The 18,568-nt window shown below is 52.8% G+C and carries 16 protein-coding genes; 9 read left to right on the top strand and 7 right to left on the bottom strand.

Translation table 11 applies throughout. From position 1 onward, the window contains the following. Nucleotides 1–71: 71 nt before the first annotated feature. Together fsa and DCC81_RS18480 are read right to left on the bottom strand one after the other, a co-directional pair. Nucleotides 72–725, bottom strand: a complete 654-nt coding sequence (fsa, locus tag DCC81_RS18485; protein ID WP_108688053.1) for a fructose-6-phosphate aldolase — start codon at nt 723–725, stop codon at nt 72–74. A gap of 314 nt (nt 726–1,039) precedes the next feature. Then, entirely contained in the window at nt 1,040–2,080 is a 1,041-nt protein-coding gene (locus DCC81_RS18480) for a UDP-glucose--hexose-1-phosphate uridylyltransferase (RefSeq protein WP_108688317.1), read from the bottom strand. Nucleotides 2,081–2,346: 266 nt separating this feature from the next. Between DCC81_RS18480 and DCC81_RS18475 the strand changes: the two genes are divergently transcribed. Continuing rightward, on the top strand, nt 2,347–2,550 hold the full coding sequence (locus tag DCC81_RS18475; RefSeq protein ID WP_108688052.1) for a hypothetical protein: 204 nt from the start codon (nt 2,347–2,349) through the stop codon (nt 2,548–2,550). A 214-nt stretch (nt 2,551–2,764) separates the two neighbouring features. Then, complete coding sequence (locus DCC81_RS18470) at nt 2,765–3,400, top strand: response regulator (protein ID WP_108688051.1); 636 nt, start codon at nt 2,765–2,767, stop codon at nt 3,398–3,400. A 13-nt stretch (nt 3,401–3,413) separates the two neighbouring features. Here DCC81_RS18470 and DCC81_RS18465 read toward each other — a convergent pair whose 3' ends face one another. After that, entirely contained in the window at nt 3,414–4,391 is a 978-nt protein-coding gene (locus tag DCC81_RS18465; RefSeq protein WP_165806637.1) for a sensor histidine kinase, read from the bottom strand. A 1,296-nt stretch (nt 4,392–5,687) separates the two neighbouring features. Between DCC81_RS18465 and DCC81_RS18460 the strand changes: the two genes are divergently transcribed. Further along, nucleotides 5,688–5,849, top strand: a complete 162-nt coding sequence (locus tag DCC81_RS18460; RefSeq protein ID WP_108688049.1) for a phosphatidate cytidylyltransferase — start codon at nt 5,688–5,690, stop codon at nt 5,847–5,849. A gap of 16 nt (nt 5,850–5,865) precedes the next feature. On the opposite strand, the gene gpmA is transcribed toward DCC81_RS18460, so the two are convergent. Beyond that, entirely contained in the window at nt 5,866–6,612 is a 747-nt protein-coding gene (gene gpmA, locus DCC81_RS18455) for a 2,3-diphosphoglycerate-dependent phosphoglycerate mutase (RefSeq protein WP_108688316.1), read from the bottom strand. Nucleotides 6,613–7,036: 424 nt separating this feature from the next. On the opposite strand from gpmA, the gene fucP reads away from it, so the two are divergent. The 4 genes from fucP to DCC81_RS18435 all read left to right on the top strand — a co-directional run bounded on the left by fucP (nt 7,037) and on the right by DCC81_RS18435 (nt 10,428). Beyond that, on the top strand, nt 7,037–8,299 hold the full coding sequence (fucP, locus tag DCC81_RS18450; RefSeq protein WP_108688048.1) for an L-fucose:H+ symporter permease: 1,263 nt from the start codon (nt 7,037–7,039) through the stop codon (nt 8,297–8,299). A gap of 13 nt (nt 8,300–8,312) precedes the next feature. After that, nucleotides 8,313–8,642, top strand: a complete 330-nt coding sequence (locus DCC81_RS18445; RefSeq protein ID WP_108688047.1) for an L-rhamnose mutarotase — start codon at nt 8,313–8,315, stop codon at nt 8,640–8,642. A 146-nt stretch (nt 8,643–8,788) separates the two neighbouring features. Further along, complete coding sequence (locus DCC81_RS18440; protein WP_108688046.1) at nt 8,789–9,619, top strand: amidohydrolase family protein; 831 nt, start codon at nt 8,789–8,791, stop codon at nt 9,617–9,619. 20 nt (nt 9,620–9,639) lie between these two features. Continuing rightward, entirely contained in the window at nt 9,640–10,428 is a 789-nt protein-coding gene (locus tag DCC81_RS18435) for an L-fucose dehydrogenase (RefSeq protein ID WP_108688045.1), read from the top strand. Nucleotides 10,429–10,512: 84 nt separating this feature from the next. Here the strand turns inward: DCC81_RS18435 and DCC81_RS18430 are convergent, their stop codons facing one another. Beyond that, on the bottom strand, nt 10,513–12,513 hold the full coding sequence (locus DCC81_RS18430) for a glycoside hydrolase family 97 protein (RefSeq protein ID WP_205686363.1): 2,001 nt from the start codon (nt 12,511–12,513) through the stop codon (nt 10,513–10,515). A gap of 152 nt (nt 12,514–12,665) precedes the next feature. Between DCC81_RS18430 and DCC81_RS18425 the strand changes: the two genes are divergently transcribed. Together DCC81_RS18425 and DCC81_RS18420 are read left to right on the top strand one after the other, a co-directional pair. After that, the gene (locus DCC81_RS18425; RefSeq protein WP_165806636.1) at nt 12,666–13,544 is read left to right on the top strand and encodes a sugar phosphate isomerase/epimerase family protein; all 879 of its coding nucleotides are present in this window, start codon (nt 12,666–12,668) and stop codon (nt 13,542–13,544) included. 78 nt (nt 13,545–13,622) lie between these two features. After that, complete coding sequence (locus DCC81_RS18420) at nt 13,623–14,420, top strand: alpha/beta fold hydrolase (RefSeq protein ID WP_108688043.1); 798 nt, start codon at nt 13,623–13,625, stop codon at nt 14,418–14,420. A 5-nt stretch (nt 14,421–14,425) separates the two neighbouring features. On the opposite strand, the gene DCC81_RS18415 is transcribed toward DCC81_RS18420, so the two are convergent. Both DCC81_RS18415 and DCC81_RS18410 read right to left on the bottom strand, forming a co-directional pair. Further along, nucleotides 14,426–16,879, bottom strand: coding sequence for a PAS domain S-box protein (locus DCC81_RS18415; protein ID WP_108688042.1), 2,454 nt, complete (start codon nt 16,877–16,879; stop codon nt 14,426–14,428). 43 nt (nt 16,880–16,922) lie between these two features. Further along, entirely contained in the window at nt 16,923–18,266 is a 1,344-nt protein-coding gene (locus DCC81_RS18410; protein WP_108688314.1) for a sigma-54-dependent transcriptional regulator, read from the bottom strand. Between the last annotated feature and the right edge of the window lie 302 nt (nt 18,267–18,568).

Here is an 18,568-nt window from a genome sequence, read left to right as displayed (position 1 = left end):
GTATCAGGATGTGGTGTCAGTCACGCCCGGCGGCGCTATCGGGGCGAAAGCGCCGCGGGGTGAATGGTATACTACATTTTCTTGGCGTCTTCCAGGAACTTAGCCAGGCCAATGTCTGTAAGCGGGTGCTTCAGCAGGGCCAGGATTGCGTCCAGCGGGCAGGTACAAACGTCAGCGCCCAGTTCAGCACACTGGATAATGTGGTTGGCGTTGCGGATAGAAGCAGCCAGGATCTCTGTTTCAAAGCCCTGGGTAGCGTAAATGCTGGCAATCTGGCCAATCAGCTGGGTACCGTCCCAACCACTGTCGTCAATACGGCCAATGAAGGGAGATACGTAAGTAGCACCTGCCTTTGCAGCCAGGATAGCCTGGCCGGCAGAGAATACCAGTGTACAGTTGGTCTTGATACCGTTGTCGGTAAACCATTTGATAGCTTTGATACCGTCTTTGATCATCGGTATCTTCACCACGATATTTTTATGCAGGGAAGCGAGCTTCTTGCCCTCTTCTACCATGGATGCAAAGTCGGTGGACAGTACTTCCGCGCTGATGTCACCATTGGGCACGATCTCGCAGATGGTTTTGTAATGTTGCAGGATGTTATCCGTTCCTTTGATGCCTTCTTTAGCCATCAGGGAAGGATTGGTGGTCACCCCGTCGAGAATACCCAGGTCCTGGGCTTCCTTAATGTGCGCCAGGTTGGCGGTGTCAATAAAGAATTTCATGTCTGATGTTTTATTATTTGTCCTTTTGTAAAATCCAACATCAAAGAAAGTGATTTATCATGTAAAACGAAAACCCTAAAGGGAATAAATATAAAAAAGCCAATATTTAAAAGAATTCCCCAAAAACAATTTTCAACAGTAAAGCCTTAACAACAGGCGCTTTCAGCCTGCACGGCGTCCTGTATAAACAAAATGCTAAAAAAAAATTCCAATACCCCTATAGCGCTTATCTATTGGGATATTGGAATATGATCGTATGCCCTTTTGTCAGGCAGATAATTGTCCGGATGACATTTTCCAGGCTATTTCAGCCCTTAAGATGCAAAATGTACTTCGCTCAGCCCGCGGAGCTGGTTGGCGGCCATTTCCGGCGTAATATCCCGCTGGGGGCTGGCCAGCATTTCATACCCTACCATGAACTTCTTCACCGTGGCAGAGCGCAGCAGCGGCGGGTAAAAGTGCATATGCCAGTGCCATTCGGGGTGCGCACCGTCATTTACAGGCGCCTGGTGCATGCCGGCGGAGTATGGGAAAGAGGTCTGGAACAGGTTATCGTACCGGGTGGTCAGCCTTTTCAGGATGCTGGCCAGCCCTTTTTGCTCGTCCACGGTAAACTCCCGGATGTCTGCCACCTGGCGGCGGCTGATGATCATGGTTTCGTAAGGCCATACCGCCCAGAAAGGCACCAGGGCCACAAAATGTTCGTTCTCGCACACGATGCGTTCCTGTTTTTTCAGCTCCAGGTCCAGGTAATCCGCCAGCAGGCTGCGGCCATGTTTGGCAAACCAGGCTTTTTGCTGGTGCAGTTCCTTGACCAGTTCCGTGGGGATCTCGCTCTGGGCCCAGATCTGGCCGTGAGGATGCGGATTGCTGCAACCCATGATCTCCCCCTTGTTCTCAAAGATCTGGATGTATTTTATGAAGGGCTGTGCAGCAAGGGCCTCAAATTCATTTTTCCAGAGCGTCACCACTTTTTCGATCTCGCCCAGTTCCATCTGGGGCAGGGTGAGATCGTGCCGGGGAGAAAAGCAGATCACACGGCACTGGCCTTTCTGGCTATGGGCAATGAGCAGATCTCCTTCATTGACCTCGCCCGCCGGCGTATCCGGCAGCAGGGCGGCAAAATCGTTGGTAAAGGCGTATGGCTCCGTGTAAGCGGGATTGGCCACGCCTTCTGCGCGATGGTTGCCCGGGCACAGGTAGCAATCTGCCACGTAAGCCGGGCGCTGCAGGCCGGCAGCAGCTTCCACCTTGCCCTGCCAGGGGCGCTTGTTGCGGTGGGGCGATACGAGGACCCACTCACCGGTGAGCAGGTTGAAACGGGTGTGTACGTTTTGCAGTAAATCGGCTGCCATAGTGGAATCGTTGAGAATTGGATAAGGTTTATTGCCAGCGGCCCCCCGGGCCAATGCCGGCCCGTTGCCGGCACAAAAGAACAATATTTTTTTAATAAGCGTATTTTTTACCCATAAAAAATTTTGAAAGGCTATCGCCCTCCGGGATGGATAACATTAAGCAGGTTGGACCGCCACCACCCGGGAACGTATTTATTATTCCATAAAATTATCGTATCTTATACGCTAACTTACCCTTCCGGCATCATCCTTGAAACCAGTGAAGTATGTTATTTGAACACATTTACCTGACATCCGATCCAAAGCCGGCCACACCGCCGGAGCAGCCGCCTTATTCCACCGTGCCCAACGAGGAAGACATCATCGCCGACGGCTCTGCCGGCGCATTTGAGGCCACAGAGGTGGTCTCTGAAGAAGACCTTCATCCCTGCTATCCCGATCATCAAAAAAAAGGTAAGGATTACTATTGATTGATTATCTTTCAGTTCCGTATAGAACCACCGCTAAATGAGGTTTGTAGTAGCAATACTACAAATTCAATATTTCTATGTATTGTAAAACATTACAACGTAAATTGCGTTCTTGATCATAAGCAGAACCGTGTCCCTGAAAAAGCCGCATTTATCAGCATGCGCCTGTGAGCCCTGACGTGACCCAGTATCATTATTAGACTGAAAAATTCCTATGACTAACATCTTAATTGCTGATGACCACACAATTGTAAGGCTCGGCATCACGATCCTTATCCGCGATATGCTGCCCAAAGTCTATATCCGTGATGTGGACAATTTTGACCTGGCCCTCAAGGAGATGGCCAAACGGCATTATGACCTGATCATCCTCGACATCAATATTCCCGGCGGCGATAACCTGCAGATGATAGACGTACTGCGCCTGCGCCAGCCCAAGATCAAAATACTTATCTTTTCTGCATACGATGAAGAGCTCTACGCGCTGCGCTACCTGCAGGCCGGGGCAGATGGTTACCTGGTAAAACATTCTTCTGAACACGAGATCAAAACTGCCCTGCACCAGATCCTCAATAACGAAAAATACCTGAGCTCCAACATACGGCAACAACTACTGAACGGCAGCGTAAAAGCCCGTCCCACCGGCAATCCCCTGCTGGCCCTTTCTAACCGGGAAACGGAAGTCATGCAGTTGCTCATTAAAGGCAGCAGCGTGGCAGATATTTCCAAGACACTGCACCTGCAACTTTCTACGGTGAGCACTTACAAGACGCGCATTTTTGCAAAACTGGAAGTGAATAATATCATTGAGCTGGCAGACACTGTGCGGATGTATAGCAGCAGTAATTGAGTGTGCATCATGCTCACACCCCCAGCGTCACCTGCGCCACCGTCCCTGTATTACTACTCCACATTTTCAGGCGCCCGTTGATCTCTGCCAATAGCTCCTTTACAATGAAAAGCCCCAGCCCGTTTTCCGCCGGAAGATCCGGCCGGGAGGCGTCCGGCGGCTGGTTCACCCAGGCCATCCAACCTGCGTGCATGCCTACACCGCTGTCGGTTATTTCCAGTTTAATGGCGCCATCTTCCGCGGTGGCCTGCACGCGCACGGTGCCGGTCTCGGTGAACTTGATCGCATTATCCAGCAGGTTGTGTAAGATGATAGCCAGCATGGCACGGTCGCAATAAAGCTCCATGTCTTCTGTTACAGCATTTTCTATGCGGATGTGTTTTGCCGCGGCCATGTTGGAAAAGAGGGCTATCTTCTCGGCCACCAGGGCATGGAGCTGGATGCGTTCCTTTACCTGGTGCTTATGTTGCGCATGCAGTTTCACGTATTGCAGCAGGTTGTCCAGCAGGTGATACATGCGATAAGTAGCATCGTAGAAGGCTGCGGCATCGGCCTGCAGCCCATCGGCAGCGTTGATAACCCGTTGGCTCAGGGCGCGGGCGGAGATAAGGAGATAATATAACGGGCTCTTTACATCGTGAAGTATAGCGGTGATGAGCCGTTCCTGTACACGCAACCGTTGTTGCAGCACGCTTTCCAGTTGCTCCAGCTTTACCACGGTGTGTTGCATGGCTTCATATTCAACATGCATCTGCTCAAGCAGGGCTTTATCCTTACGTCGCCTGCGATAGAGGTCCCAGCGCAGCACGCCCAGCGCCAACAAAAAAAGCAATGCAAGGATGACGCCCCATTGGCCCAGGCCCAATACCAGCAAAGCTGGCAAGCCCGCCACAGCAGCATGTTCCAGCAGGGGTGCGTTTGACACTGCCACCAGGGATGGCGGTGCGGCTACCCTGTACTCCAGGTGTTGCCCACTGGCCGTTGCGGCCACGCCGTTCGCCTGATGCCAGGGTAAAAAAACAAGTAAACACGAAACGATTAAATTCATACCAAATTCCCACAAGAGCAGTACCCCGTATGCACCGGCTCCATCGCGTTTCCATGCAACTAGCCGGAACAATGGAGCAGCGGTTGATAAAATATAATGCAGATAACACAAGTCTTAGCCGGTTTGGGATAACATCGTCACAGTTTGGGTTAATGGCATGTATCTGAATCGGCAGCAATTTCACAGGGAGACGAACACTACTTATGCAATCAAACATCTTTTCTGATGGCGTATGCACTGCCATACCTGGTCAGCGCGCACACGGTTTCCGGCGCTGGTTCCTGGGTATGTTGTTGTAACTGACAGTAAAATCAGAGCTGATATCGGTGCCATCTGTACACGGTTATATTGTTACAAGGTCCTGTTGGGATAGCGTAGGTGTGGCATTAAGAGATCAGGCAAGACTGGCAGCAGGCATAGTCAATATTTACAAACTTAGTGAACAATTTTCACAATTACGTGAAATTAATACCCCCTCCGTCCGCAGTTGAACAACCGGTTATCAGCCCCGGTTTTTACCACCGGTCCGGAAGGGAGCCGCAAATTACCGCCAACCCTAAAAACTATCTGTAGTTTATTTTCTACAGTTACGGCCCAATGTAATGATGACCGCCTGCAATCCGCTACCATGGCTGGATACAGAGCACCACAGCCTAAATGTTATTGTCCGTTAACAATCCTTACGGCCCATAAAAAAGGAGCACGGAAGCCTTCTTTTTTTCTTACCTGCACCTACATAAAAAATCCCTATTCACAAGACTTTGCCTTGCAATAAACAATATCATATTTTAAACAATGAAAACGGGCTACGTACAATTTCGGGATATGGTAAGGCGTTCTTTCCGTTGGAGCTATCCCCGGGCATAAATTGGAATAGTGAGTTGGCACACAAGGCCGCGACGCGCGCAAAATTAAGCCGATAGGCCCTAAGTTGCTGTAGTATAAATGCTACAAATTAGGCAACAGATTGTGTTTAGCTTTGTGTCAACCGATGCCTTAAACCTATTCTTAAACCTATTCTCAAACCTTTTGTACACCTAGCCTGAAAACCTGCACTCCATTTTTCATCTTCATTCCCTATACTAATACAAACTGATTTTTTTCTAAACGCTTTATTAGATATAAGGATAAAATGACGACCGCCTATTCCTGGGCGGTTTTTTTGTCCCCGTGCGCAATGGCACAGGATGTGCTATCTCCTTCGCAGGCACCACTTACTTCTCATCTTAAATCATCATTATGAAAGCGATCTGTATTACGTTTTTAGCACTTACAACCATGTTACTGAGTAGCTGCCAGGTAGTAGGCGATATCTTCAAGGCTGGCGTATGGGTAGGCATTTTACTGGTGGCCGTGGTAGTGTTCGTGATCATCTGGCTGATCTCCAGGGGCCGTAGCTGACCTGCCATCGCACATCTCACCGGGCCTTCCCCTGCGCTTCCACCGCGGCGGTGGCGGCGGCTATCTGCGCGGGATCACCGAGGTAATATTGCTTTAGTGGATGCAGGGCCTCATCCAGTTCATACACCAGGGGGACGCCGGTGGGAATGTTGAGCTCCGCAATGGCATCGTCAGCAATATGGTCCAGGTGCTTTACCAGGGCCCGCAGGCTGTTGCCATGGGCTGCGATGATCACTTTTTTGCCGCTTTTGACCACGGGGGCCAGTTCTGTTTCCCAGTAAGGCACAAAGCGGTTCACTGTATCTTTCAGCGATTCAAATAACGGTAATGACGCGGGGGCAATGCCGGCATAGCGGGGGTCGTGCCCGGGAAAGCGATCGTCGTCCGGGGTAAGGGCTGGTGGCGGAATGTCGTAACTGCGGCGCCAGATATGCACCTGTGCTTCTCCATATTGGGCCGCCGTTTCCGCCTTGTTCAATCCCTGCAGGGCGCCGTAGTGGCGCTCATTCAGCTTCCAGCTTTTTATCACCGGTATCCAGAGCCGGTCCATTTCATCCAGGCAAAGATCCAGCGTTTTAATAGCGCGCTTAAGCACGGAAGTGTAGGCCACGTCAAACGTGTAGCCTTCCTGGTGCAGGATGCGGCCCGCCTGCGCAGCTTCCTGGCGGCCTTTTTCGGTGAGGTCCACATCGGTCCACCCGGTAAACCGGTTCTCTTTATTCCAGGTGCTTTCACCATGGCGGAGCAATACTAATTTGAACATGAGGATTTGTGTAAAAAGCGTGAAAGAAAAGCAGGATTCCCGTGCGCTGATGGCCGCTGCACAACAGCCATCAGCTGCCTGCAATTTTCGGTTAATTCCATGTTACTGACAAGAAATTTATCCTTTTCACCCAACCCGCGCCCGGGAGCTTAAGCAGGGCAGTACCCCCGTGATGATCAATAAAGCGCCGTAAGTGCCATTACTTTTGCAGTGACCGCAACACGATAGCTCCCCCATTTCCAGGCCTCCTTCGCCCAAAACGGTACTCAATTACACCGCCACAAGCCCACATTCCCCTAAAAGGTTAATATCCTATGCCCTTTCGTTAAAATCCGCCGCATTTCCTGCGCAAAACGTTCCTATTTTGTAACTTGATCCACGCCTTATTCCCGGCTCGCCGGGACCATTTGTACAAACGCCTTTAATGCAGAAACGCTCTCTCGGGGTAGCGGTAGTGCTGGTCACCGCCCTCTTTTTTTTATGGGGATTTGCGATCAACCTGAATCCCATCCTGATTCCACATTTGAAAAAAGCCTGCCAGCTCTCCGACATCCAATCGTCTTTTATTGACGCATCTACCTTCATGGCTTACTTCTTTATGGCCATACCTGCGGGCATGTTCCTGAAACGGTTTGGGTACAAAGTGGGCATACTGGCGGGCCTTGGCCTCTTTGTGCTGGGCGCCCTCCTCTTTTATCCCGCTGCCGGCACCCGCGCTTACGCCTTTTTCCTGGCTGCCATTTTCATCATCGGCTGCGGCTGTACCATCCTGGAATCGGCCGCCAACCCATATATGACGGAGCTGGGCGATATGGAGCAGCCCGGCAAGGGCGTGCACCTGCTCAACTTTGCACAATCATTCAACGGGCTGGCCGCCTGCCTGGCACCTTTACTGGGCCGGCAGTTCATCCTTTCCGGCACCACTTATACGGAGGCACAGCTGAAGGCCATGCCATCAGCAGACCTGCTGGCTTACCTCCAGCACGAGGCCTCCACTGTGCAGATCCCCTACCTGCTCATAGCCGCCGTGGTGGCCCTGGTAGCCGTGGTATGCTGGCGCACGCACCTGCCGGAGCCACAACCACCGCAGGAAGCCACTTCGCTGGACTGGTCCGTGCTCTCCGAGCCTAACCTGCGCCTGGGCGTTATTGCCCAGTTCTTTTATGTGGGTGCACAGGTGGGGGTGAGCAGCTTCTTTATCCGTTTTGCCTGGCATGCGGCCCAGACAGATGAAAAGCAGGCCGCCCTGTTGCTGGCCTACTTCCTGGCCTTATTCATGGCAGGCCGTTTTGTGGGCACTTACCTTATGCGGTTCATAGCTCCCGCCCGCTTGCTGCTGCTCTTTGCCGGCATCAACGTGTTGCTGCTCCTGCTGGCCGTTTTTGGCGAAGGACAGGCTGCCGTGTACGCTATTGGTGGGGTGGAATTCTTTATGTCCGTGATGTACCCTACCATCTTTGCACTGAGTATACGCGGCCTGGGCCCCCGTACCAAGGAAGGCACGTCTTTCCTGGTAATGGCCATTGCCGGCGGCGCCGTATTCCCGGTGCTCATGGGCTTCGTATCAGACATTACGCACAACATACAGCTGGCCTACGCGGTACCCATCATTTGTTTTGCCGTGGTAGCCTTCTTTGCATTTAAAAATATTGCGGTAAAGGAAGTACAACTTTCTGCAGCGCATTAACTATCTTCCTCTTATGAACAAATACTGCCTGGCCCTGGACCTGGTTGACACGCCGGAAGCCATTGCCTCCTACGACCGTTGGCACCAGCAGGTGTGGCCCGAAGTACTGCAAAGCATCCGCGATGCCGGCATTACCCGCATGGAAATATACCGCACCGGTAACCGCCTTTTTATGATCATGGAAACAACGCCCGACTTTTCCTTCGCCCGCAAAGCCGCCATGGACGCCGCAAACGGACGGGCACAAGCCTGGGAATCCCTGATGGCACAGTTCCAGCAACCCCTCCCCTTTGCCGCCCCCGGCGAAAAGTGGAAGTTGATGGAACAGGTATTTGCGTTTTGAAAATTGTACAACGTACAGCGTACAACGTACAGCGTACAACGACCCAGCCCGTCAGCAGGAAAGGCCCCGCGCAAACGACATTAAATTAAATACCGAACAAAACACAAGTACGTTGTACGCTGTACATTGTACGTTGTACGATTTTTATGCTCAAGATCGATACTCACCAACACTTCTGGAAGTACGACCCGGTACGCGACAGCTGGATCACGCCGGAGATGGCCGTGATCCGGGGCGATTTTTTGCCGGATGCCGTGCGCCCGCTCATGCAGCAGCACGGTATTTATGACGGCATTGCTGTGCAGGCAGACCAGTCACTGGCGGAGAATAATTTCCTGTTGGGGCTGGCCCATCGTTGTGATCATATCCGGGGTATTGTGGGCTGGATAGATCCGCGCATGCCGGACCTGCGCGCCCACCTGGAACGCTACCGGGAAGAGCCGCTGATCCGGGGCTTCCGCTATATTTTGCAGGACGAAGAAGACCGTGCGCTCATGCTGCAACCGGCATTTAAAAAAGGACTGAAGATGCTGGCGCAATACGATTATACCTTTGATATTGTCGTGCATACGGACCAGTTAGTACATATACCCATACTGGCGGCGGCTTTGCCTGGACAGCGCTTTATGCTGGACCACCTGGGCAAGCCTCCCATCCGCGACAAATCATTGCACACGTGGCGGCTTCGCCTGGAAAATATTGCGGCCCAGGAAAACGTGTATTGCAAATTGTCCGGCATGGTCACGGAGGCCGATTGGCAACGGTGGCAGCCCGCGGATTTTAAGCCCTACCTGGAAACCGTATGGGAATGCTTTGGCGCACAGCGCGTGCTCTTCGGGAGCGACTGGCCCGTATGCCTGCTGGCGGGCAGTTATGAGCAGGTGCATAACCTGGTGGACGATTTCGTGAGCCGCTTCTCCCATGCAGAGCAATCCGCCTTCTGGCACGGGAATGCGCAGCGTTTTTACAATCTTTGATCTTTCGTTTTACAACAGATATGGACCTTCAATTACAACAAAAAGTGATCATCGTTTCCGGCGGGGCAAAAGGCATAGGCAATGGCATTGTGAACGTGCTGGCCGCGGAAGGCGCGATCCCCGTGATCCTTGGCCGCGATCCGCGCGACAATGAAGCGGCCCTGCAGCACCTGGCCACCCTGGGCGCATCCGGCCTGGCCGTGACCGCAGAACTTTCCGATCCGCAGGCATGTGCCACTGCTGTACAAACGGTGCTGAATGCCTACGGGCGCATAGACGGCCTGGTGAATAACGCGGGACTCAATGACGGCATAAGCCTGGAACACGGCAGCTACGAGGGTTTCATGACCTCTCTGCACCGTAACGTGGTGCATTATTACCTGCTGGCACATCATGCATTGCCGGCGCTGAAAGCTTCGCAGGGAGCTATTGTGAACATCAGCTCCAAGACCGCCGAGACCGGCCAGGGAGGTACTTCTGCATATGCTGCCGCCAACGGCGCGCGCAATGCGCTCACCCGGGAGTGGGCTGTAGAGCTGCTGAAATACAATATCCGCGTGAACGCCGTGGTAGTGGCGGAATGCTGGACACCGCAATATGAGAACTGGATCCAGACCCTGCCCAATCCTGAAGCAAAACTGCACGAGATCACGCAGCGCATTCCCCTGCAGCACCGCATGACCACCGCAGAAGAAATTGCCAATACCACGGCTTTCCTGCTTTCCCCCAGGTCGTCACACACCACTGGGCAGCTGGTGCACGTGGATGGTGGCTATGTGCACCTGGACCGTGCGCTGGCCAATGCATAGCATATCGTGGCATACCATAAAAAAGATCCCGCCGCTGGAAAAGCAGGCGGGATTTTTTTATGATGGTGTTCTTTTTATGGCAATTTACTCTGCATAGATCCGTGCAAAATACCCACCACCTGGGGCCATGCTGATGGTCAACTGCTTGTTTGCCGGTACGTCGATGATCTCGCGTTTGTAATCTTTGGCGGCACGGTCTGCATTGGCGCCATCTTTAAATACTTCAGCCTTGTAATGCCCGTTGCCCAGGAAACCCAGGTCCAGCGTAAGATTGCGGGCCGTCCAGTTATTGAGGGAGCCTACATACCAGTAATTGCCAGACTGGCGCGCAATGGAAATGTATTGCCCCATTTCACCATTCAGGGCCATGGTATTGTCCCACACGGTGGGCACTGCCGAAATCAGCTCCGTACATTCTTTTTCCGCCATGTAATTGGTAGGTGCATCGCAGAGCATTTCCAGGGGCGATTCAAAGATCACGTACTCCGCCAGCTGGTGGCAGCGGGTGCCCTGGCTCATGGGCTCCGCATTTACGGCGCGGTAATTCCCACGGGTAGCATTGCGCATGGCGCCTTGTGTGTAATCCATGGGGCCTGCCAGCATGCGTAGGTAGGGAATGCTTACATCATACGTTACCTGGTCTGAATTGGTTTCCCACTTCATGTTTTCCAGGCCGTGCACGCCTTCAAAATTCACCACGTTCGGGTAAGTGCGTTGCAGGCCGGTTGGCTTATATGCCCCGTGGAAATCCAGCAGCAGCCTGTATTTGGCGGCAGTGGCGGCCGCCTGGTAGTAGAAATTTACCATGGCCTGGTCATCGCGGTCCATGAAATCCACCTTAAAGCCTGCCACCCCCATTTCGGAGAAGTGCCTGCATACTTTTTCAAGGTCACGGTTAAACGCGTTGTACCCCGCCCACAGGATGATGCGCACGCCTTTTTGTTTGCCATAATCCACCAGTTGCTGCAGGTCTATTTCCGGGATCACCTGGAAGAGGTCTGCTTTCAGGTTTACGGCCCAGCCTTCGTCCAGGATCACGTAATCAATGTGGTGGGCGGATGCAAAGTCGATGTAATACTTGTACGTATCGTTATTGATACCCGCTTTGAAATCCACGCCGTAAATGTTCCAGTCGTTCCACCAGTCCCACGCCACTTTGCCGGGCTTTACCCAGCTTACATCCGCCACGCGGGAGGGCGATGCCAGTTTGTACACCAGGTCATTGTCCGCCAGCTGGGTGTCCTGCGTGCTCACCGCCATAATGCGCCAGGGGAAGTTGCGCGCCCCTTCGCAATGGGCAATGTAAGGCTGGCGGGTTTTCACCACCCCCTGCAACATGTTGTGGCCACCGGCCTCGATGTCTTTGGGAGCCGGGGCAAACACGCCTTTCAGCGTTTGCCCGTGACCACCATTCACATACATGCCCGGGTAGTTCTCCAGGTCGGCCTCCGTGATGGCAATGTGCTTGCCACCGGCTGCATTGACCGCCACCGGCAAAAACGCCAGGCGGCGGCTGTCCAGGCTGGCCAGGGGCGCCACCGTGTAGGTATTTTCAAAGGAGTTATAGAATTGCGCATCAAACGAAGCGGGATTATCCTGGCGCACGTAAGGCACCCAGGCACTGTCATTGGCCGGGAAGTTGAACGTGGCTTCTTCATTCACCACATCAAAAGCGGCTTTCTTACTGGTGGCAAAACGGTAAGCCACGCCTTCATTATAGGCACGGAACACTACGCTGTAATCGCCTTTCAGCGCAAGTGTAAGTTCATTATAGTGATCATTGACGGTTTTTCTTTTATACACCGGCGCGCTGATAATTTGCTGCACGCTGCCTTTGTGCTGGGAGCGCACCAGGGCGGGCTTACCCAGGATCTCACCGGTGGAGAGCTGCAGGGAAATAGCAGAAGTATCAATGAGGGTTTCCCCATCGCGGAGTAACTGGTAACGCAGCTGAGGGCCGGTAAAAATGCGGGCAGACAGGTGCCCGTCCGGGCTTTGTACAGTATAGGCCTGCTGGGCAAGGGCGGGGGCCGCGGTGGCGCCGGCCAGCAACAGCGATGCGGCCATGGTTTTCAATGCTTGCATATAACGTGGATGCTTTTGAGAACGGTAAAATACAAAGCCCTTTTGATAAAGTGTGTTCTGTACACTATTATTTTTCCGGTGGCGCAAATTTTGATGTTAAAACATCAGTTTTGTTGTGTATTTTGCCCGGACACGTTTATAAAATTTCACTTATGACTACACGCCGGGACTTCCTGCGCAGTGCAGGTTTACTGTCTGCCGCAGCCCTTCTTGCTCCACGTTTTGCGGCTCATGCTGCCACCTCCAAAGAAAAACTGATCGGCCTTCAACTCTACACCCTGCGCACGGATGCACAGAAAGACATTAAAGGCACCATTGAAGCCATTGCCAAAACGGGCTACACCAACGTAGAACTGTTTGGCTACAACAGGCGCCAGTACTTTGGCCTGAGCGTGCCGGAAATGAAGGCGCTGCTGCAAGCCAATAACCTACAAACCACCAGCGCCCACTACGCCCTGATGGACTACCTGCTGAAGGGCAATGATGACGAGGTAAAAACCGTGATCGAAGATGCAAAAACACTGGGCCACGATTTTGTGACCATCCCCTATCTCATTGACAAGCTGCGCACCACTGCGGATGATTACAAAAAACTGGCAGACCGCTTCAACCATGCAGGAGAGCTGGTGAACAACGCGGGCATGCGCCTGGCTTACCACAACCACAATTTTGAATTCGGGGATCTCAATGGCACCAGGGGGTACGACATCCTGCTGGCCAACACAGATCCCAAGCTGGTACATTTTGAAATGGATATTTACTGGGTAGTGTATGCGGGCATCAAGCCGGAAGACCTGTTCAACAAATATCCCGGGCGCTTCCCCATGTGGCATGTTAAAGACATGCGCCTGCAACCGCAAAAGGAGAGCTGTGAAGTAGGTAAAGGTGTGATCGATTTTAAAAAGATCTTCCAACACAAGAAAGAAGCGGGCTTTGAAAACTTCTTTGTAGAACAGGAAGCCTACACTGCCGCGCCGCCCAAACAAGCCATCATCACCAGCATTGACTATATTAAAAAGAACCTGGTGTAATTTTTTTATTCCACATTAACAGATGGCCCGCGCCTTGCTGCGAGGGCTATTTTTCTTCCCCGGAAAAAACTGTTCCTTATGCGCAGGCAATTTTGTTTGATCCTCCTTTTCTTACTGGCTGCGGGCCCGCTGTGGGCGCAGCATACAGGCCAATACTACACCTCTTTTGACGGCACTAAGATCTACTACGAAGTAAAGGGCGATAAAGGCCCCGCCGTATTACTCATTCATGGTTTTATTGTAAACAGCAGTACCTGGAAAAAAGCAGCCCTCCCGGATACCCTCCTGGCACATGGTTTCCGCGTGATCACGCTGGACCTGCGTGGCAATGGCCTTTCAGACCACCCGCACGACAGCAGCGCTTATGCTCATGATGCAGAAGCTAAAGATATTATGGGTTTGCTCAATGCGCTGCATATCCGTAGCTATGATGTACTGGGTTATTCCCGTGGCTCCATCATTGCTGCCCGCCTGCTGGTGCTGGACAGGCGCGTGCACAAGGCCGTGCTGGGCGGCATGGGCATTGATTTTACCAACCCGCAGTGGCCGCGCCGGATTATGTTTTACCATGCCCTGCGTGGCGATAGCGTGCCGGAACTGGCCGGTATGATCCAATATGTGACCACCGCCGGCCTTGACCGCCAGGCCCTGGCCTGCATGCAGCAGGAGCAGCCCAGCACACCAGTGGCGGCATTGCAACAAGTGAAACAACCGGTACTGGTGATCCGTGGCAAAGACGATGTAGACAATGGTTCTGCGCCAGACCTGGCAAAGGTTTTCCCGCATGGCACGCTGATCACATCTGTGCCAGGCGATCATAACCATGCGGCGTCCACGCCGGAATTTGCAGCGGCCGTGGCGGGGTTCCTGCAATAATGCGGTCAGCTAATTTCCTTTCCCATTTGCGCCAGTACTTCAGCCAGCGTATCCGTCAATAACCGGGTATGGCCGGCTACATCATCCTGCCACCCGGTCCTGCTTTCCAGGTCTTCTATTACCGTGTACAGTTTTGAAATGGCCAGGTTGTGAATGCTGGGCCGCATTTTGTGCACTATGGCCTTGATGGTATGCAGGTCCTTTTCGCGGGTGGCTTTTGTGAGGTCACTAATGTAAGCAGGCGTAATGTCTGTGAACACTTTTACCATGCGCTGGACAAAGTCCGTATTGCCGCCGGCCATTTTGCGGAGGCCTTCCAGGGAGTATAGCGCACGCTGGTCATCCACTGCCATGGCGGTTTCCAGGATATTCACCTTTACGTCGGCCATCCGGCCCAGGAGGCGCAGGATGGTGCTGATCAGTTCCTGTTCATTCACGGGTTTCACCAGCCACTCGTTCATACCGGCCTGCAGGCATTTTTCACGTTCTCTCTGCAGCGCATTGGCAGTGAGGGCAATGATGGGCGTTTGCAGGCGCAGTTCCTGCCGGATGAGCCTTGCGGCATCATAACCGTTCATTACCGGCATCTGGATATCCATGAGCACTGCATCCACGTGGTTGCCCAGCATTACGTTCAGGGCCTGTCGCCCATCTTCCGCCTCCAGCACCGTGCCGCCGTGGTTCTTTAACAGGGAGCCTGCTACCAGGCGGTTAAATTCATTATCTTCTACTACCAGTATTTTCAGGCCTTTCAGTTCATCGGTCTGTTTGCGGACAACGCTTTCTTTTTTGGGCGGCGCCTCGCCTATGTTAAAGGTTAGCTCCACGTGTACGGTGGTACCGGTATGTTTTTCACTTTCAATGCTGATCTGCCCACCCATGAGCTCTACCAGCTGCTTGGTGATGGCCAGTCCAAGCCCGGTGCCGCCATATTCACGGGTGCCGGTACCATCTTCCTGTGAGAAGCTCTGGAAAATGCTGCGCAGGTATTCCGGGGAAATGCCAATGCCTGTGTCCTGCACGGCAAAGTGCAGGCTTACCTGGCGCTCCGCAATACGGTTGCAGGTTACGCTGATCTTCACCCAGCCCAGGTCTGTAAACTTTACCGCGTTGTTTACAAGATTCAACAAGACCTGGTTCAGGCGATAAGGATCACCCAGGAGGTGCTGGGGTGTGGTTTCATCAATATCTACGGTAAGTAGCAGGTTCTTTTCGCGGAGGCGGGGCTGCATGGTGGCCTGCAACTGGTACACCAGCTCAAACAGGTCAAAATGCACCTGCTTCAGTTGCAGCTTGCCAGCTTCCATTTTAGAGAAATCCAGGATATCATTGATGATCACGAGCAGGTTGTCTGCAGAGCGGTGTATCACGTTCAGGTAGCCCTGCTGCTGCTCATCCAGGACGGTTTGTTTCAGCAGCTCCGTCATGCCCAGGATGCCGTTCATGGGCGTGCGGATCTCATGGCTCATGTTTGCAAAGAAGATCTCTTTTGCGCGGGACGATTCTGCCGCTTTGAGATTCGCCTCGCGCAGTTCCACTTCCAGTTTTTTCTGTTCTGTAATGTCCAGGTGAATGTTAATAGCGCCTACCTGTGTATGCTGGCCGTCGTACAGGGGGGCGCCACTGATCAGCAGCCACTTTACATGGCCGCGCCGGTCGCGGGTCCGGATCTCGTAGGCGTCAGACACGCCTTTCTTGCGCAGCAGATTCTTTTCCCGCATCAGGGAAGTGTTCTCCCCGCGGGTGAGCACACTGTACACAGAGCGGCCTTTCAGCTCCTCTACCGTATAGCCGGTGATGTCGCAGAAACTTTGGTTGGCATAAATGATGTTTTCCTGGTTGTCTGTTTCCAGGAGGCCCAGGTTCATGCTTTCAATGATGTTGCGGTATTTTTCTTCACTGGTCTTCAATTTTTCGTTGGTGCGTACCTGTTCGGTTACATCGCGGAAGCGCCAAAGCCTGCCTGCAAATTGCCGGCCATCAAGGATCTTGATATGATCGCGCTGCAGAATGCGCTGATCATGGAGCAGCAATATTTCATTAAGGGTGGGGGTTTCCTGCTGCATTACCTTTTCAATGCCGGGCAGGAACATGCCAGGGTCATTGAACTTGCTGCGGATGGCCCTCCAGATCACCCGGGCGGGCAATTGCAATAACTGGCGGGCTTCCCGCCCAATGCCGAACAAGCGGCAAAAGGTATCATTCACCATCCGGGTATTGCCCTGTTCATCTTCCAGCAACACGGCCTCGTTCAGGTTAGACAGCACGTTGAACAATCGCCTGGAATCCTGTTCCAGCTTACGTTGCATGCGCTCTACCCCACTGCGGTCCACCGCCTTCTCCGCCGGCGTTACCGGCCCTGCATGCCCTGCCTGCTCTGCGGCCAGCTGGCGGCGCAAAACATCCAGTTCCGCTTCCGTTTTCCTGATCTGCGCTTCCAGGTCTTGAATGTTTGCCATGTCAGATATGGTTAGATGGTCCGTTTGTTAAATTGATTACCCGCTACAACTCCCCTGTTTGCATCATCTTGTAGATCGTGGAGCGGCCGATGTCCAGTTTCTCCGCCACCAGCACTACGTTATCCTGGTATTTTTCCAGGTAATTTTTGATGATCAGCCTTGTGTATTCGCGCAGCGTCATCTCTTTGCCTTCCAGGGGATCTTTGGTCAGGTCACTCATGAAGGTGATGTCTGCGGCTTCGATCTGGTGGTGCTCAGACATGACGGCGGCCAGTTCCACGGCGGCTTTCAGTTCCCGGATGTTACCGGGAAAAGGGTATTGCACCAGTTTCTGGCGCGCATCCGCGGAGAGTTTGTATTCCGTGTCTTTGTTTTCTTTGCTGTATAATTTCAGGAAATGCTGGGCCAGGAGCAGGATGTCTTCCCGCCGTTCGCGCAGGGGTGGCAGGACGATGGGCATGCCTACAATGCGGTAGTACAGGTCTTCCCGGAAGTGGCCTTTACGCACTTCATCCGCCAGGTTTTTATGTGTAGCTACCACCAGGCGGAAATCCAGTTTCACTTTGCCATTGCCGCCCAGGCGGGTCAGTTCCTTTTCCTGGAGCACGCGCAGCAGTTTGCTCTGGATGCCCAGTTCCAGTTCCCCGATCTCGTCCAGGAAAAGGGTGCCACCGTTTGCCTCTTCAAACTTGCCCGTCTTGCGTTGCTGGGCGCCGGTGAAGGCCCCTTTTTCGTAGCCAAACAGTTCGCTTTCCACCAGTTCTTTGGGAATGGCGGCCATATTCACTGCCACAAAGGGCTGGCTGGCGCGGGGCGAGTGGTAATGCACCGCCTTGGCCACCACTTCCTTGCCGGTACCGGTTTCGCCGGTAATGGACACGTTGATGGTGGAGGCAGCCGCTTTGTCAATGAGGCGGAACACCTGCCGGATAGCCGCACTATTGCCCACGATGGTATTGGAATAATCGTATTTCGTTTTCAGTTCGGCTTTCAGCTCACTGATCTCTTCTTTGAGGGAAAGATTTTCGCGGATGCGGATGATGGACTTCCACAACAGCTCTTTGGTATGATCGTCTTTTACCAGGTAATCATCCACTCCCAGTTTCAGGAGGCTTACGGCCGTAGTGATCTTGTCCTGCGCGCTGATCACGATCACCGGCAGGTGGGGCTGGGTGGCCCGGATCTTCCTGAACAATTCTTCCCCGTTGAGATCGGGCAGGGAAAAGTCAATGGTTACGAGATCCGGCTTTTTCGACAATTGTGCCAGGCACTCTTTGCCGGTTTTCAGCAAGGTCACTTCGTAGTCGGGGTTCAGGCCCAAATGATATTGCAAAATTTCGCCATACCAGGGATCGTCTTCTACAATGAAAATCTTGAACAAAAGCACGCGTTTTAAAAAGGGTTCCAATTGGATTTTGAAGATAGCAAATTTGATGCAAGAAACCGGGGACGCGTGCAAGAAAAACGGGGCGCAGGTATTTAACGGGAAAAAGAAAGCCGGGGGTAATCCCCCAGCTCGTCTACATAAACGGAAACCATGCTAAATTATTTATAAACAGGTATTGAGATCAGGTAATTATTTGTACCGATACCAGGTCATGAATCACGAACGAGGCTATGCCGGCCGGGCGCCGCGTTTCACTGTCACAGGGCATTTATGCTCATCCGCAATTCATACCGGTGATCGTT

Source organism: Chitinophaga parva, assembly GCF_003071345.1.
GTDB lineage: Bacteria > Bacteroidota > Bacteroidia > Chitinophagales > Chitinophagaceae > Chitinophaga > Chitinophaga parva.
This window is presented reverse-complemented; position numbering and strand designations above follow the sequence as displayed.